Source organism: Microbulbifer agarilyticus, from assembly GCF_019800665.1.
Lineage (GTDB): Bacteria > Pseudomonadota > Gammaproteobacteria > Pseudomonadales > Cellvibrionaceae > Microbulbifer > Microbulbifer agarilyticus_C.
In genome coordinates, this window is the sequence record NZ_JAHVKO010000007.1 from 1 (window position 1) to 15,862 (window position 15,862).

Here is a 15,862-nt window from a genome sequence, read left to right on the forward strand (position 1 = left end):
GACAGAGCTTGTTCATCAGAGGATGTTCGAAAACGAAATCGATGCGGTAGCTCATATCATCGAATACATTGAGTTCTACAACCGAGAACGGCTTCACTCCAGTCTCGGCTATCAATCGCCTTCAGAGTATGAAAAACTGGCGGCATAAAGTGTCCACGAAAGTGGTAGCAGATCAAGCCGGTTATTGAGGCGTTAACTGCAATGGCCATGAAGGAACTATCGATAGTATTAATGTTTACATTGTGGCCTTTATTATTTTTTCTGGGCTACGGCAGTCTCTTTCCTGCAATCCTAGATTCCGAGGAGGGGAGAGCGAGATTTCCAAAAATTAGGGAGATTCTCGATGGATTTGATTACAACACATACAAAATTGTATGGATCATTATGGCCATAGCGATCCCAATAATTTATCTGGGTTTTACCGTAGGCTATTTTCAAAGCTGTATGAAAGAGAAGAATGTTCGGGTCTTTGGCTATGTAATTGGTATTCTAAATCTGGCACTTTTATGGGCGCTCGGTTACTACCTTCTACACCGCAGTTAACAAAGCTAGGCAGGATGCTCCGGGCCTTCGGTCCTCCGCGGGACAGCTTACCTTGTGCACACTTTGCGCAGGTCGCTGCGCTCCCATTTTCGCGCAAAAGGCGCACAAGGTAAGCTGCCCCTGCTGGCGGCGTTATTGGTGCCGATCGGTATTTTTTTGTTTTTCGTGGTTGCTGAAATTTCAGTGCCACTAAATAGCTTCCAATATTGAGCCGTTTTGGCCGGTTGCTATTCAATCAGTTCCGTTCCTAGAGTGTTCGGTCTGTTTCAGTAGAAGAGGGCAGTCCGGAGTTATCTTTCGGAGTGCCAGTAAGATGGAAAATAGTTGGGGAAAGTGCGGTATTCTTTCCTCGTAAATTTAGGCAGTGGCCAGCCAAGCCGTGGCTGGCATAGTGCTAGTAGCTGGTTCAGAGTGCGGCCGCAATAACCAGGCTAGGCAAGATCGCCCAAGGCCCCTGCGGGGCCCCGGGCTGGACAGCCTACGCTGCGCTCCGGCTGCCCGTGCTAGCGGCGTTATGGCTTACGGCAATTCGGTTAAAAAGGATCGGTTATGAAGGAGTCGTTCAAGAATTGTTGGTCTACGGCTGAGCTACATGAGAAAAAAGGCTTAATCATGTTGGGGATTATTTCTCTCGGTATCTTCATCTTCGTGCTAGGGATTTCAGTAGGTAGAGCTATAGGGGCGTTTGTATAAATACGCCGCACGATGTTCTGATAGTTCGGTGTATGTCGTATCAAATACGCACTGAATTTGGCGTGCGCTACATCAGTCACAATCAGGTCAGACAATCTACTCCAGGTCTTCGATCCTCCACCACGGGACAGCCTACCTTGTGCACATTCCGGCGACGTTACCATCCTTCGGAGTTGATTCAATAATGAAATATGATGAAGAATTTGTTTTGGATGTCTACGTTATAAATCATTTTAATTACCTACTGTCTGATAAAGACCACGATCTTCTTCAGAGATCACTTTCTGTAGCCAAGTCTCCATTCCACGGTCGCGAGAGGCCGGATTCGATATCTGAGCAGGAACTGGTTCGGAGTGAAAAGCGGGCGGAGTTCTTTGCTGTGAGGCACTCGCTGCGTGTAAAACTGCTTAAGGAAAAAGAGGAAGAGATTCATATAAACCGGTGCTCGCGTTGTCAGAAGGTGGTGAGAACGCCAGTGGCTAGGATGTGCGTTTGGTGCGGAAATGATTGGTTTCAGTCAGTTGATAATAAGTGAATTGAGGGTGGGGCCTAAATTTATCATTAACTTTTTAGTTGCTTGCTCGACTTGATTTTCAATAAATTAGAGTTCTAGGTAAATCTACATATAGGGAAGTATCGAGTGAGCGAAGATAAAAATAAAAAGGAAAAAATTCTTGCCCTTTGTTTGGGTGTTGGTGTCGCTTTAGGTTCTGGTTCAGGTATTAGTTTGGGGGCAGCATTTGGTAAGGTGTCCGGAGATGTGGGGCTTGGGGTTAGCCTTGGTATGTCGATTGGTGCGGGTGTTGGAGTATCTCTGGGTATTGTTGTTAATCTTATTCTAAGTTCAGGTAGAGACGACGATTCAGAAAATTGACGATGCCTTAGGTTTGATATCGCACTTGGGGAGGGCACCAGGCGGTCTCAGATGAGACTGCCTGGTAAGAGATCATTGTGCTGATACTGGTCCGGTACTCTCCCTATAGGGAAGCTTTTTCCCTTCGAACCAGCTACCCCTTGTTCTTACTATGCTCAATCTCGTACAGCATACCGCGGCGAGATGAGTAGAAGTGCCAGGTCAGGAACAGGCAGAGTACGTAAAAAATCAAGAATGCCCAGAGTGCGGCCATCGGCCCTCCGGTCATATTGATTGAAGTACCGTAGGCTTTCGGTATAAAGAAGGCGCCGTAGGCGGCGATGGCGCTGGTAAAGGCAATAATCGCCGCACTCTCGCGATCTACCTGTTTGTTCAGGTCTTCTCCCTTCAACTGTGGCATTAGCCGCGGAATCTCTTTACCCATGATCACCGGAATCATCTGGAAAGTGGAGGCATTGCCGATACCGGTGAGGAAGAACAGGGCAAGGAAGCAGCCGAAGAAGCCCCAGAAGGCGCCGGACATTTCATTGTTGGTGAGGAAGTAGATCACCCCAAGGGTAGCCACGATCATCAGCGCGAAGGTCCAGAAGGTTACCCGGGCACCACCATACTTATCCGCGAGCCAGCCGCTGCCAGCACGACTCAGTGCACCAATAAATGGTCCGAGGAATACCAGATGTAGTGTATTCACATCCGGGAATTCCAGCTTGGCCAGTAACGGGAAGCCGGCAGAATAACCGATAAAGCTACCGAAAGTGCCGGTGTACAGAATACACATCAGCCAGTTGTGCTTGCGTTTGAAGATGATGGCCTGGTCGCTGAAGCTGGAGCGGGCATCGGCAATATCATTCATGCCCACCCAGGCGGCGATGGTCGACAGGATAATCATCGGCACCCAGATAAACCCGGCATTCTGCATCCATACCTTGGTGCCTTCACTGGTGGACTGCGGCTCGCCGCCGAGCACGCCAAACACGCTGATGGTAATCACAATCGGCACCAGGAACTGCATCAACGATACACCGAGGTTACCAAGCCCCGCATTCAGTGCCAGCGCGTTACCTTTCTCCTTGTCTGGGAAGAAGAAGGCGATGTTCGCCATGGATGAAGCAAAGTTACCGCCACCGAAGCCACAAAGCAGCGCCAGGATCAGGAAGATAAGGAAGGGGGTGTCGGGGTTCTGTACCGCATAGCCCATACCAATGGCGGGGAGTAACAGCGATGCTGTGGATAATGTTGTCCACAATCGCCCGCCAAAGATCGGCACCATAAAGCTGTAAAATATACGCAGCGTGGCGCCGGAAAGCCCCGGCAGCGCGGCCAGCCAGAATAGTTGCGAAGACGTGAAGTTAAACCCGATCGCGGGGAGTTTGGCGACGACTACAGACCAAACCATCCACACCGCGAATGCCAGCAGCAGGGCGGGGATGGATATCCACAGATTGCGCCGGGCGATGGCGCGCCCCTTGGTTTCCCAGAACTCTTCGTCGTCTGGGTGCCATTCCTTGAGCACCGTTTCCTTCATGGTACTTTCCCCTTTGTTGAGCAGTTCCTGTGCCTTCTGCTCGGTTACTGCGGTGGATACTCGTTCACTATCGGTTTCTGTCCGGAATTCTGTTTCGTGTGCGCTGTGGTGATCCTCGGCCTGAATCGCGAGGTGCATCCAGATCAGCGAGAACACGACGATGGCAAACAGAATCGCAAAGCAGCTGGTATAGATGCCCGTAAGATCCAATGCCATACCAAAAATTATAGGGAGGATAAATCCACCCAGCCCGCCAATCATGCCAACCAGCCCGCCAACGGAGCCCACATGGTGGGGGTAATACACGGGGATATGCTTGAAAACGGCGGCCTTACCCAGGCTCATAAAGAAGCCGAGAATGAATAGGGTGACCACAAACGGCCACAATCCCATTTCTGTGGAGAAGGTGAGTGGGCCATTTTTGGTCTGGATGATGTACTGGGTTGGCGGGTACGACAGCATAAACAGCAGAAACAGCGAAAACCCGAAGGTCCAGTACATAACCGAGCGTGCGCCATAGCGATCAGACAGGTGCCCGCCATAGGCGCGAAACAGCGATGCGGATAGGGAAAAGGCCGCGGCACACATGCCAGCGGTTTTCAGGTCCACCTTGTAAACGTCGATCAGGTAGTGCGGCATCCACAGTGCCAGCGCAACAAAGCCGCCAAATACAAAGAAGTAATACAGCGAGAAGCGCCACACCCGAATATCTTCGAGCGGCTCAAATTGCTCTGAAAGCGAGATTGGTTTGGTACCCGCAGCTCTTCGCGCCACCAGCTGTGGCTCATCTTTGGCGAAAAGATAAAAAATCACCGCCATCAGGGCGAGTGCGCCGGCCCAAACATACGCTACAGCATGCCAGCCAAAGGCAACCAGAATGAAAGGCGCTAGAAATTTTGTGACCGCCGCACCCACATTACCCGCACCGAAGATGCCCAGTGCCGTGCCCTGGCGTTCTGCCTCAAACCAGCTCGAAACATAGGTAACGCCAATAATAAAGGAGCCACCTGCCAAGCCGATAAACAGAGCTGCGAGCAGGTACATCGGGTATGTAGAGGCCACGGCAAGCAGGCAGGTGGCGATGGCGGTGAGCAGCATTTGTATGGAAAACACCAAACGGCCGCCATAACGCTCGGTCCATACACCGAGAATTAACCGAGTCAGCGAGCCGGTGAGAATGGGTGTGGCGATGAGGATGCCTAACTGGGATTCGCTGAGTTGCAACTCTTCCTGGATGGCAATACCGATGATCGAGAAGATTGTCCACACCGCAAAACATACGGTGAAGGCGATCGTACTCAGCGCGAGCGCACGATTCTGATCAGACTTTGAGACGGCAGACGGGGCATCCATGGTAAGTTTTCCCTGCGTTAACCAGCCAGTTCAATAGGCTTACACGATATTGCTGTCTAAGACTGTTATGCGATAAAGATAAAGAGCGAAATCAATACGCAAATTATTGCGACCACAATCCATACCACGGGCCACTCGCGACCTTCCTTACCCGTGGAGGATATGGTCTCCATGGGATCTCGTCCCTGTTGGTCTGGCCCGTAGGTCTCATCGGTTTTCGCTCTCAGGTCCGGATTGAGATCGGAGTCTTTTGGTGGTTTGCGATCACTCATGTTCTGTACTCACATTGGCAACAGCGTCCGCTGCAGAATCAATTTCCACACCTTCGATATCGGCCCTTTGGGCCAGTTCGGCAATGTAGTGGGAGGCGGAATTCACCCAGGCACGGGCTTCCAGCATGTCGAGAATCTTTTCCCGCGCCATATCGAAAGGTAAGGTCCGCCCATCTATCTTTCGATGCAGGCGGAGTAGGTGCCAGCCGAAGCGGCTGCGCACGGGTTTACGGTTTAGTGTTCCCTCTGCCAGTGTTTCCAGCACATCGTGCAGTGCCGGCTCCAGTTCGCCACGGCGAATTTGTCCAAGCGAGCCGCCCTGGTGGGCGGTGGGGCAACCGGAATATTGTTCGGCAGCTTCGGAAAATGCCTGCGCATCATCACCTAGCTGCTCAATGAGGCTGCGTGCTGACTGTTCGGCCTCCTGCCAGGCTGATTCGCTTTGCTCATTCGGTTCAATCAGGATATGTGCCGCTTCAAACAGGTCAGGGGTGCGGAAGCGATGGGTTTGCGTATCGTAATAGCGGCGACACTCTTCTTCGCGTACTTTTTCCGGTGTTAGTACCTGCGCCAGCAGTGTGCGCACCCGGGTGTCATCATCGGTTTCGCTGTGATCATCCGCTTCTTGCGCGGTATCGCTTTCGGCTTGCGCGGCTATATTGCGATCGTTGGCTTCTTGCAACAGTAGTGTTTTGATCACCAGTGCGCGGGCAGCCGCTTGCCAGGCCGCTTCGGCGCTCTCGGCGCGGTGATGCTGCATTTCCCGTGAGATGACATCCTCGCCGATCGACACCCCATTTACCTTAACCTCGCCGAATGAGAATGTGGGCAAGGGCTCACTGGCACCGGTGGCGCAACCGCAACCACCGGTTTCGCAGGCCGATGGCATTTGTGGTTCTGGATGTGCATCGGTGACATCCACTGCCGGGATCTCCACCGCCGGAATCTCCATATACTGTACGGCGCTGTCTTTGTTGTCGCTGCTCATAGATTGCTACTTGCTCAGGATTCTCTGGAGGGGACGGAGGATGGTGCCGAGCTCGGCGGCGGGGTGTTGGTCCTGCGGGCGAGTCGCCGCGAGCGCACGATCTGGTAGCCCGGGCGCAATACGTAGGCGAAAGGTGCACTGAACACATGCACTAGCCGCGTGAATGGCGTGATGGCCAGTAGGGTCAGCCCGAGGATGATGTGCAGCTTGTATACCAGGTGTGCATCGATAATCAGGTTGGCGGCCTCTGGATTGAAGGTAACTACCCCTTGCGCCCAGCCCATAAACAGCACCATGGCGCTGCCATCCATATGGTCAATGGTCCAGAAGATGGTGGCGATCCCCAGCAGTAGCTGTAACCACAGGAACAGCAGTACGAGAATGTCGCCCTTGGATGAGCTCTTGCGAATGCGCGGATAGTACAGGCGGCGATGCAGAAGCAGGGTGCAACCGATAAAGCCCAGGATGCCAGCGATACCACCGACGCTGAGTGCCATCCACTGTTTGAAGCTGTGGCTGATACCCAGCGCGTCGAAGACACCGATTGGGGTGAGCAGCCCAACAAAATGACCGAACAGCAACACGAGGATGCCAAGGTGGAAGAGGTTGGAACCCCACATCATTTGTTTGCGACGCAGAAACTGGGAGGACTGAGATCGCCAACCATACTGCCCCTTATCGAAGCGGATGATACTGCCGAGTATCATGATCGTCAGGGCGACGTAGGGATACCAGCCGAATAACAGGTAATTGATAAAGTCGTGCATGACTATGCCTCGTCTGCCTTTTTCAGGTGTCGCTGGAAGACATGATTAATTTACCGGCCGCCTTCAGGCGTTCGACAACCTTGTTCACCGGTTTGTGCGGTTGAGAAGCCATAAACGTCACCTGTTCTTCCTCCCAAACCTCATCAATTGAAGTCTTCTCTGAAGCCTTGGCACGCTCTACCAGTTCGCGTACCGCTTCCGGGTCGGGTTTTTCCTGAGCTAGTGTGAGCAACGCGTCGAAGATTCCGGCGTATTCCGAATCCCTTTCTTCAAGCCGCTCTTTCAGCGCCGCGAATACATGGGATGGCTGGGATAGCCAGTCGCGCGCCTCGTCGATCGTTAGGCAGGAGGTAAACTCGAGAAACATGGGGATAAAGTCTGGAAGTTCATCCCGCTCGATATAGAAGCCACGTTCTACATACTCCTCACCCAGGTCGAGCATGGCCTGGCCACGATCACGGCTTTCACCGTGAATGTGCTCAAAGAAATGCAGCGAAAGGGCACGGGAGTTATCGAATAACTCGGAGTAGTTCATCTGCAGTTCAAGCAGTGGCAGTACTTCAAAGTTATCCATCAACTGCTGCAGCTTGGCCAAGATTTCTGGCTTCAGAAAACCCTCGGTTTCCAGCGCTTCGCGTACTTCGGCAAAGTGCGTCTTGAGCGATTCGCTGGGGTAGTCCAGCAGTAGCGCCAGAGCGCGTAGTGTGCGTGTCATCAGGGAGAATCCGTAAAAGGTTTACGCGGCATTTTCTTGGGTCCACCAAATACATCCTTGTTTTTGGTGCGCCCGTTGTGTGGCTCGGTAAAGCCGAAACCGATATTGCCGCGAAGGTGATAGGTGTTTTCGTTTTTCTCCCGATGATTGGTCGGGATTACATAGCGATCTTCATAGGCGGCCAGTGCCATGTAGCGATACATTTCCTCGATGGTTTGTGCATCGAGGCCCACGCTCTCGGGGATTGAGTTGTCGGTAACGCCGTCGACGCTCTTGGCTCGCATATAGGCCCGCATGGCGAGCATGCGTTCGAGCGCGGTCGCTACTGGCGCCTCGTCACCGGCGGTGAGCATGTTGGCTAAATAACGCATGGGAATCCGCAGGGACTTCACATCCGGCATGCCATTGTTGGTGGAGATCTTGCCGGCCTCTGCAGCGGACTGGATGGGCGACAGCGGCGGGATATACCAGACCATGGGCAGGGTGCGATATTCCGGGTGCAGCGGGAAGGCGACATCCCACTCCATGGCCATCTTGTAGACGGGCGAATTCTTTGCCGCCTCCAGCCAGGCTTCCGGCACTTCGTCCCTGCGCGCCTGGGCGCGTACTTCCGGATCGTTGGGATCGAGGAAGATCGAGCGCTGCGCTTCATACAGGTCTTTTTCATTCTCGACCGCTGCGGCTTCCTCGATGCGGTCAGCGTCGTACAGCATGACGCCCAGATAGCGGATGCGCCCAACACAGGTTTCGGAGCAGACGGTGGGCATACCCGCTTCAATACGCGGGTAGCAGAAGATGCACTTCTCCGATTTACCGGAGGACCAGTTGTAATAAATCTTTTTGTAGGGGCAGCCGGAAACGCACATACGCCAACCACGGCATTTGTCCTGGTCGATCAGCACAATGCCGTCTTCTTCGCGTTTGTAGATGGCACCGGAAGGGCAGGAGGCCACACAGGATGGGTTCAGGCAGTGCTCACACAGGCGCGGCAGGTACATGAGAAAGGTCTGTTCGAACTGACCGTAGATTTCTTTCTCGATACCGGAGAAGTTGTAATCCACTGAGCGCTTGCTGAACTCACCACTCAGATCGTCTTCCCAGTTGCCACTCCATTCGATCTTGGTGAGTGCCTGGCCGGTAACCATGGAGCGCGGTTTGGCCGAGGGCTGGGCCTGCAGCTCCGGTGCCTTCTGCAGCCACTCGTACTCGAAGGTATAGGGCTCGTAGAAGTCGTCAATTTCCGGCAGGTCGGGGTTGGCGAAGATGTTCGCAAGAATGCGCCATTTGGAGCCGGCCTTGGGCTGTAGCTTACCGTTTTTCTTGCGGATCCAGCCGCCTTTCCAGCGTTCCTGGTTTTCCCAGTCCTTGGGGTAGCCAATGCCGGGTTTGGATTCAACGTTATTGAACCAGGCGTACTCAACGCCCTCGCGGCTGGTCCATACATTTTTACAGGTAATGGAACAGGTGTGACACCCAATGCATTTGTCGAGGTTCAACACCATCCCGATCTGCGCGCGGACTTTCATCACAATTCCCTGTGCTGCTTCGGCGTTAATCCGAAAAAATTACTGCCTGTATGCACCAGCGTCTTATTGGTGCGAATACTGCGATTTCCTGACGGTCATTTGTCAGGTGTGTACTTCTTTGTCGAACCAGTTCACTTCGTTCATCTTGCGAACGACGACGAACTGATCGCGGTTGGCGCCGACGGTGCCGTAGTAATTGAACCCATAAGCGAGCTGGCTGTAGCCGCCGATCATATGGGTGGGCTTCACGTTGATACGTGTCACCGAGTTGTGGATACCACCGCGCTGGTTGGTGATTTCCGAGCCCACGGTATTCACGATCTTTTCCTGGGCGTGGTACATGATGGCGGTGCCCGCCATTACCCGTTGCGAGACCACTGCGCGCGCGGTGAGAGCGCCGTTGATATTGAAGGCTTCGATCCAGTCGTTGTCTTCAATACCCGCCTGCTTCGCATCCACTTCACTGATCCATACCACCGGCCCACCGCGGTTCAAGCTCAGCAGGATCAGGTTTTCCGTGTAGGTGGAATGGATACCCCACTTCTGGTGCGGGGTGAGAATATTCAGCTGGATCTCCGGGTTGCCATTGGGGATCTTGCCGAGTACCTGTTTCACCGAGCGGGTATCGATGGGCGGGCGCCAGGTTACGAAGCCCTCGCCGAACGCGCGCATCCATAGGTGATCTTGATACAGGTGCTGGCGGCCGGTGATGGTGCGCCACGGGATCAACTCGTGCACGTTGGTCCAGTTCGAGGTGTAGGACACATGCTCGCTCTCGATCCCGGACCATGTGGGTGAGGAGATAATTTTGCGCGGCTGCGAGACCACATCGCGGAAACGAATTTTCTCTTCTTCCTTGCCTTCCGCTAGGTGCCCGTGATCGCGGCCGGTGGCTTTACCCAGTGCTTCCCAGGCTTTTACTGCGACCTCACCGTTGGTTTCCGGCGCCAGCATCAGGATGGCTTCACAGGCCTGAATATCGGTTTCGATTTTTGGCCGCCCGGCACAGTCACCGTCTTGATGGGTACCGTTCAGGCTGGCGAGGTTTTTGACTTCGGTTTCGGTGTTCCAGTTAAGTCCCTTGCCGCCGTTGCCTTTTTCCTCAAGCGCCGGGCCGAGTGAAATAAAGCGCTGGTAGGTTGCCGGGTAATCCCGCTCCACCACTGCAACCGACGCCATGGTTTTTCCGGGTACCGGCTCACACTCGCCGCGCTTCCAGTCTTTTGGTTCATAGGGCTGGGCGATTTCACCGGGAGCGTCGTGCTGAATCGGGGTCAGCACAAGGTCTTTCTCAACGCCAAGTACTTCCGGGCACACTTCGGAGAATTTTTTTGCGATGGTTTTGAAAATTTCCCAGTCGCTGCGACATTCCCAAACCGGATCGACTGCCGCGGTTAATGGGTGGATGAAGGGGTGCATGTCCGAGGTATTCAGGTCATGCTTTTCATACCAGGTGGCGGTGGGCAACACGATGTCGCAGTAGAGACTGGTGGTCGACATGCGGAAGTCGATGTTGACCATCAAATCCAGTTTGCCCTGGGGCGCCTCATCGTGCCAGACGACTTCAGAGGGGCGCTTGATCGGGTTGCTGTCTTCCGTGCCCACTACGCCGTGCTGTGAACCGACAAAGTGCTTGAGGAAATACTCATGGCCCTTGCCGCTGGCGCCCAGCACATTCGAGCGCCAGAAAAACATGTTGCGCGGCCAGTTATCCGGGTTATCTGGGTCTTCACAGGCAAACTTCAGCGCGCCGGACTTCAGCATTTCCGGCACAGCAGTGTCCGGGTTTGTGTCGGACTCGAAGATCGTCTTTGCAACCTGCAACGGGTTCTGTTGCAACTGGGGTGCGGATGGCAACCAACCCATGCGCTCCGCGCGCACGTTGTAGTCGATCATCGCGTGATCCCAGTCCCCCTCCGGAGCGGTGGGGGAGAGGATGTCCGACACGGTCATGGAGTCGTAACGCCATTGATCGGTGTGGGCGTAGAAGAACGAGGTACCGTTCATATGCCGCGGCGGGCGGGTCCAGTCGAGACCGAAGGCCACCGGCAGCCAGCCGGTCTGCGGGCGCAGCTTTTCCTGCCCCACGTAGTGGGCCCAACCACCACCAGACTTACCGCAGCAACCGCACATCACCAGCAGCGCGATGATGCTGCGGTAATTCATGTCCATGTGGTACCAGTGATTCAGTCCGGCACCGACGATCACCATGGAGCGACCTTCGGTTTGCTCGGCGTTACCGGCAAACTCGCGGGCAACCTGAATGATGGCATTGCGTTTTACACCACACACGGTCTCCGCCCAGGCGGGCGTGAAGGGCACATCGTCATCAAAACTGGTGGCGACGTTGTCGCCGCCGTAGCCGCGGTCGACACCGTAGTTGGCCATAAACAGGTCGAAGGTGGAGGCTACACGGCAGGTACCGTCCTTCAGTTGTAGGGTGGCCACCGGCACATTGCGTTCGAGTACGGAATCGTGATTGGTGGCGACAAAGGTTTCGGGGGCGTCGCTGCCAAAGTAGGGGAAGGAGACTGCCTCGCGACTTTCCGCGATGTCTTCAAGGCTGAGGCGTAGTTTGGTATCACGCCCCTGGCCGTCTTTTTCTTCCAGGTTCCACTTGCCCTGTTCGCCCCAGCGGAAGCCGACGGAGCCGGCGGGGCACACAATGTCGCCACTGTTTTCGTCGTAGGCGACGGGCTTCCAGTCCGGGTTGTTGGATTCACCGAGGGCGTCGGTGAAGTCTGCTGCGCGCAATAAACGATCCGGCACCAGTTTCCCATCGCGCTCAACCAGTTTTACCAGGAAGGGCAGGTCGGAGTAGCGCCGTGCGTAATCGATAAAATAGGGTACCTGACGTTTAACGTAGAATTCGGTGAGCACCACGTGCCCGAGTGCCAGCGCGAGAGCCGCGTCGGTGCCCTGCTTGGGGTGCAGCCACAGGTCGGCAAACTTACAGGCTTCGCTGTAGTCCGGCGAGACCACGACGCTCTTGGTGCCCTTGTAGCGCACCTCGCTGTAGAAGTGTGCGTCGGGTGAGCGCGTCTGTGGAATATTGGATCCCCACACCAGCAGATAGTTGGAGTTATACCAGTCGGCACTCTCCGGGACGTCGGTCTGTTCGCCCCAGGTCTGGGGGGAGGAGGGCGGAAGGTCGCAATACCAGTCGTAAAAGCTGAGCAGGGTGCCGCCAATCAGCGAAAGGTAGCGGCCGCCAGCGGCGTAAGACACCATGGACATGGCGGGAATGGGGGAGAATCCCACAACCCGGTCGGGGCCGTGCTTATGTACGGTATAGGCATTTGCCGCGGCGACAATCTCCGCTACTTCATCCCAGCCAATACGTACGAATCCGCCGCGGCCACGGCGGGATACCCAGCTTTCCCGCGTGGGAGCGTCTTCGACAATAGAGCGCCAGGCTTCTACCGGCGACTTACTGACCCGGGCCGCGCGCCAGGCTTCTACCAACCTGCCGCGAACCAGTGGATAGCGCACGCGGGTACCGGAATAAAGGTACCAGCTGTAACTGGCACCGCGCGGGCAACCGCGCGGCTCATGGTTGGGAAGGTCGGGACGGGTGCGCGGGTAGTCGGTCTGCTGGGTTTCCCAGGTAACGATGCCGCCCTTTACGTAGATTTTCCAGGAACAGGAACCGGTGCAGTTCACGCCATGGGTGGAACGCACGATCTTGTCGGCGGCCCAGCGCTTGCGATAGGCATCTTCCCAGTCCCTCGGATCTTCGGTGGTGATGCCGTGGCCGGCGGAGAATTTTTCTGTTTTTTTACGAAAGAACGTGAGACGGTCGAGAAATTGACTCATCGGCGGCGCCCATCCATGGCTTTTACATCGGGTGATACGCTTCAAATTAGGCGCGACTTATAGCCCCGTCAAACCGGTTTGCCCGGTAAATTGGACTTAAATTCGCCATTTCCTTCTATCGGTAGAAATTGATGCGTTTTGCATTTATTTGGATGTTTTTGGGGAATTCCTCGTAAGCTGAGTGTGATTATTTACAATGGCATTCCGTCAGTGCAGCGCGTTGTATATCCTGCATAAAAAGCACAATATGCGCCGTGTGGCGCAAAATCATCCGAATAGAGATATTCTGCGTAACAAGACATTAAAGAAGCGCTTTAAGTGGAGATAACGGTGGGAGATGTCATTCAATTCAAGCGGAAGACGGCTTGGGAAAAGCATAAGGGTAGTAGCTTATGTCGTGACGGCTTTCACAAATGGAAGGTGGTGGCCGAGCGGAAATTTGACGTGAAGAAAGGGAAGCTGGTCACGGAATCACGCTGTCAACGATGCGGAAAAGTAAAGACCGAGTTGCTGTAATTTTTCAGAGTTTCATCGGATTTGAATGTAAACCGGCTATATGGCCGGTTTTTTATTGGCTGTCCGGAATAACTGTTTTCTGTCCCGCTTTACCTCATCAGCGCGTTTACTTACTTCATTCAGTGACATATTGAGCCCCGTTTATCCGAGCGACAAGTTGTTGAACCGTTGTCCGGATAACGTGTTTTAGCCGTTAAATCACAAATAACAATAGTAATGAAACGGAGCGATTATCTGATGAAGAATGAAAGCGGGTATTCATATCCTGCAGGCAAAGTGCGTAAAACCATGCTTTTGGCCGCACTGGCGCTGATGTCCAGTAGTGCACTTGCGGTTGAACCACTGTCTGTCAATGGTAACCAGGTATTGGTTGGTGGCCAGCCAGGCAGTGTGGCAGGCAACAGTTTCTTCTGGAGCAATAATGGCTGGGGGGGCGAGAAGTTTTATAACTCAAGTATCGTCAGCTGGTTGAAGTCCGATTGGAAGTCCGGCGTGGTACGTGCTGCCATGGGCGTGGAAGATCCCGGTGGCTACTTTGATGATCCTGCAGGGAACGAAGCCAAAGTCCGGGCCATTGTAGATGCAGCCATTGCCAACGATATGTATGTGATTATCGATTGGCACTCACATTACGCGAATGAACATGACTGGAGCCGGGCCGTCAATTTCTTCTCGCGCATGGCCGCCGATTATGGTCATACCAACAATGTTATTTACGAGATTTTTAACGAGCCGAAGCAGGTCTCCTGGTCCAGTGGCGTTAAGCCATACGCAGAATCCGTTATCTCATCAATCCGTTCGATTGACCCGGACAACCTGATTATTGTCGGCACTCCGAATTGGTCTCAGGACGTGGATGACGCTTCCTTTGACCCCATCCAGGGCCACGCCAACATTGCCTACGGCCTGCACTTCTACTCCGGTTCCCACGGCCAATGGCTACGTGACAAGGCGCAGACCGCGTTGAATAACGGTATCGCGTTGTTTGTGACCGAGTGGGGCACCGTAAATGCTGATGGTAACGGCGGCGTTAACTACGGTGAGACCGATGCGTGGATGGAGTTTCTTAAGAACAACAATATCAGTCATGCCAACTGGTCGATCAACGATAAGCCCGAAGGTGCCTCTGCGCTGGTACCGGGTGCAAGTGCCACTGGTAATTGGGCGCCCGCCCAGTTAACGGCATCGGGCAACAAAGTCCGCGACATTATTCTCAACTGGGGTGGCCCGGCAGGAGGCGATGACTGCGATTCTGCAACTGCGGTGAATGTACCCGGGCGCATCGAAGCCGAAGCGTTTTGTGGTGCCGATGGGGTGCAAACCGAAACCACCAGCGATACCGGCGGCGGCGAAAACGTTGGTTATATCGATATCGACGATTGGATGGCCTATCGCATCAATGTACCGGCGGCCGGTAACTACGAGATTTCTTATCGTGTAGCAGCAAATGGTGCCGGCGGTGTCTTGCAGTTCGAAGGCAAGGGCGGCTCCCCAGTTTATGGCCAGCTGGACGTGCCGAATACCGGGGATTGGCAGTCCTGGACCACCATTTCTCATACCGTGAGCCTGCCGGCCGGTGATCAACAGGTAGCGGTCGCTGCGGTGGGACCCGGCTGGAATATTAACTGGTTGGATATTCAATCTACTGATTCGGGCAATGAGACCATCAAGGTTGAAGCCGAAAATTACACCTTCATGGAGGGCGTTCAGGTTGAAGCTACCTCTGATGTAGGCGGCGGTCAGAATGTGGGTTACCTCGATGACGGCGACTGGATGGCATATCACGGTGTAAACGTGCCGAGTGCCGGTAATTATCGCGCGGAATTCCGTGTGGCCTCTCAAGGCGGTGGTCAGCTGAGCTTCGAACGAGCGGGCGGTAGTCCGCTATACGGTACCCTGAACGTGCCCGCCACTGGCGACTGGCAGAACTGGACCACGATCAGCATGGATGTTTATCTGGACGCAGGTTCTCAGGATTTTGGTATCGGCGTTCCGATTGGTGGCTGGAACCTGAACTGGTTTAGTTTGACCAAGCTCGATTGATTCTTGATTTTCTAGGCGGCTTAACGATTGCCGCTATAGGGGATCACGGATATCCATACCATATGAAAAGCCCGCGCTAGCGCGGGCTTTTTGTACTTATACACCTGCCTGCACGTTATCGTTTTTGACCCTGTGCTTTCCTAAACTCAGTGGATAAGTCCAAATCTGCGCGTTCGGCTGGCGTCGGGTCATGCGAACCCGTACGAAATTAAGAAAACTCTCTTATTGATA

The 15,862-nt window shown here is 54.1% G+C and carries 11 protein-coding genes; 4 read left to right on the plus strand and 7 right to left on the minus strand.

The window, feature by feature from the left end; genetic code table 11:
- Together KUV22_RS15600 and KUV22_RS15605 are read left to right on the plus strand one after the other, a co-directional pair.
- A partial coding sequence (locus tag KUV22_RS15600; protein ID WP_222228683.1) for an IS3 family transposase occupies positions 1-148 on the plus strand: 148 nt, incomplete at its 5' end.
- Between the two features lie 1,728 nt (positions 149-1,876).
- Positions 1,877-2,110 carry a hypothetical protein gene (locus tag KUV22_RS15605; protein ID WP_222232652.1) on the plus strand — a complete coding sequence of 78 codons (234 nt, stop codon included), beginning with the start codon at positions 1,877-1,879 and terminating at the stop codon, positions 2,108-2,110.
- A 133-nt stretch (positions 2,111-2,243) separates the two neighbouring features.
- Here the strand turns inward: KUV22_RS15605 and KUV22_RS15610 are convergent, their stop codons facing one another.
- The 7 genes from KUV22_RS15610 to KUV22_RS15640 form a co-directional block, all read right to left on the minus strand.
- Positions 2,244-4,988 (minus strand): nitrate/nitrite transporter, encoded by a 2,745-nt coding sequence (locus KUV22_RS15610; RefSeq protein WP_222232654.1) that lies wholly within the window; start codon positions 4,986-4,988, stop codon positions 2,244-2,246.
- 65 nt (positions 4,989-5,053) lie between these two features.
- Positions 5,054-5,260 (minus strand): hypothetical protein, encoded by a 207-nt coding sequence (locus KUV22_RS15615; RefSeq protein ID WP_222232657.1) that lies wholly within the window; start codon positions 5,258-5,260, stop codon positions 5,054-5,056.
- Positions 5,253-6,248: a peptidylprolyl isomerase gene (locus KUV22_RS15620; RefSeq protein WP_222232659.1), complete on the minus strand. Its 996-nt coding sequence runs from the start codon at positions 6,246-6,248 to the stop codon at positions 5,253-5,255. Before KUV22_RS15620 ends, KUV22_RS15615 begins: the two co-directional genes overlap by 8 nt.
- Before the next feature lie 14 nt (positions 6,249-6,262).
- Positions 6,263-7,015: a respiratory nitrate reductase subunit gamma gene (gene narI / locus KUV22_RS15625; protein ID WP_222232661.1), complete on the minus strand. Its 753-nt coding sequence runs from the start codon at positions 7,013-7,015 to the stop codon at positions 6,263-6,265.
- Between the two features lie 22 nt (positions 7,016-7,037).
- Positions 7,038-7,730 (minus strand): nitrate reductase molybdenum cofactor assembly chaperone, encoded by a 693-nt coding sequence (narJ, locus tag KUV22_RS15630; protein ID WP_222232663.1) that lies wholly within the window; start codon positions 7,728-7,730, stop codon positions 7,038-7,040.
- Complete coding sequence (narH, locus tag KUV22_RS15635; RefSeq protein ID WP_222232665.1) at positions 7,730-9,256, minus strand: nitrate reductase subunit beta; 1,527 nt, start codon at positions 9,254-9,256, stop codon at positions 7,730-7,732. Before narH ends, narJ begins: the two co-directional genes overlap by 1 nt.
- Positions 9,257-9,358: 102 nt before the next feature.
- Positions 9,359-13,072, minus strand: coding sequence for a nitrate reductase subunit alpha (locus tag KUV22_RS15640; RefSeq protein ID WP_222232667.1), 3,714 nt, complete (start codon positions 13,070-13,072; stop codon positions 9,359-9,361).
- A gap of 330 nt (positions 13,073-13,402) precedes the next feature.
- Between KUV22_RS15640 and KUV22_RS17425 the strand changes: the two genes are divergently transcribed.
- Positions 13,403-13,588 (plus strand): hypothetical protein, encoded by a 186-nt coding sequence (locus KUV22_RS17425; RefSeq protein WP_224917182.1) that lies wholly within the window; start codon positions 13,403-13,405, stop codon positions 13,586-13,588.
- Between the two features lie 237 nt (positions 13,589-13,825).
- On the plus strand, positions 13,826-15,631 hold the full coding sequence (locus tag KUV22_RS15645) for a carbohydrate-binding protein (RefSeq protein ID WP_261319623.1): 1,806 nt from the start codon (positions 13,826-13,828) through the stop codon (positions 15,629-15,631).
- Positions 15,632-15,862 lie beyond the last annotated feature (231 nt).

Coding starts and splice junctions, on each gene's coding strand:
- KUV22_RS15610 (WP_222232654.1), bottom strand. CDS start 4,988: ATGGATGCCCCGTCTGCCGTCTCAAAGTCTGATCAGAATCGTGCGCTC.
- KUV22_RS15615 (WP_222232657.1), bottom strand. CDS start 5,260: ATGAGTGATCGCAAACCACCAAAAGACTCCGATCTCAATCCGGACCTG.
- KUV22_RS15620 (WP_222232659.1), bottom strand. CDS start 6,248: ATGAGCAGCGACAACAAAGACAGCGCCGTACAGTATATGGAGATTCCG.
- narI (WP_222232661.1), bottom strand. CDS start 7,015: ATGCACGACTTTATCAATTACCTGTTATTCGGCTGGTATCCCTACGTC.
- narJ (WP_222232663.1), bottom strand. CDS start 7,730: ATGACACGCACACTACGCGCTCTGGCGCTACTGCTGGACTACCCCAGC.
- narH (WP_222232665.1), bottom strand. CDS start 9,256: ATGAAAGTCCGCGCGCAGATCGGGATGGTGTTGAACCTCGACAAATGC.
- KUV22_RS15640 (WP_222232667.1), bottom strand. CDS start 13,072: ATGAGTCAATTTCTCGACCGTCTCACGTTCTTTCGTAAAAAAACAGAA.
- KUV22_RS15645 (WP_261319623.1), top strand. CDS start 13,826: ATGAAGAATGAAAGCGGGTATTCATATCCTGCAGGCAAAGTGCGTAAA.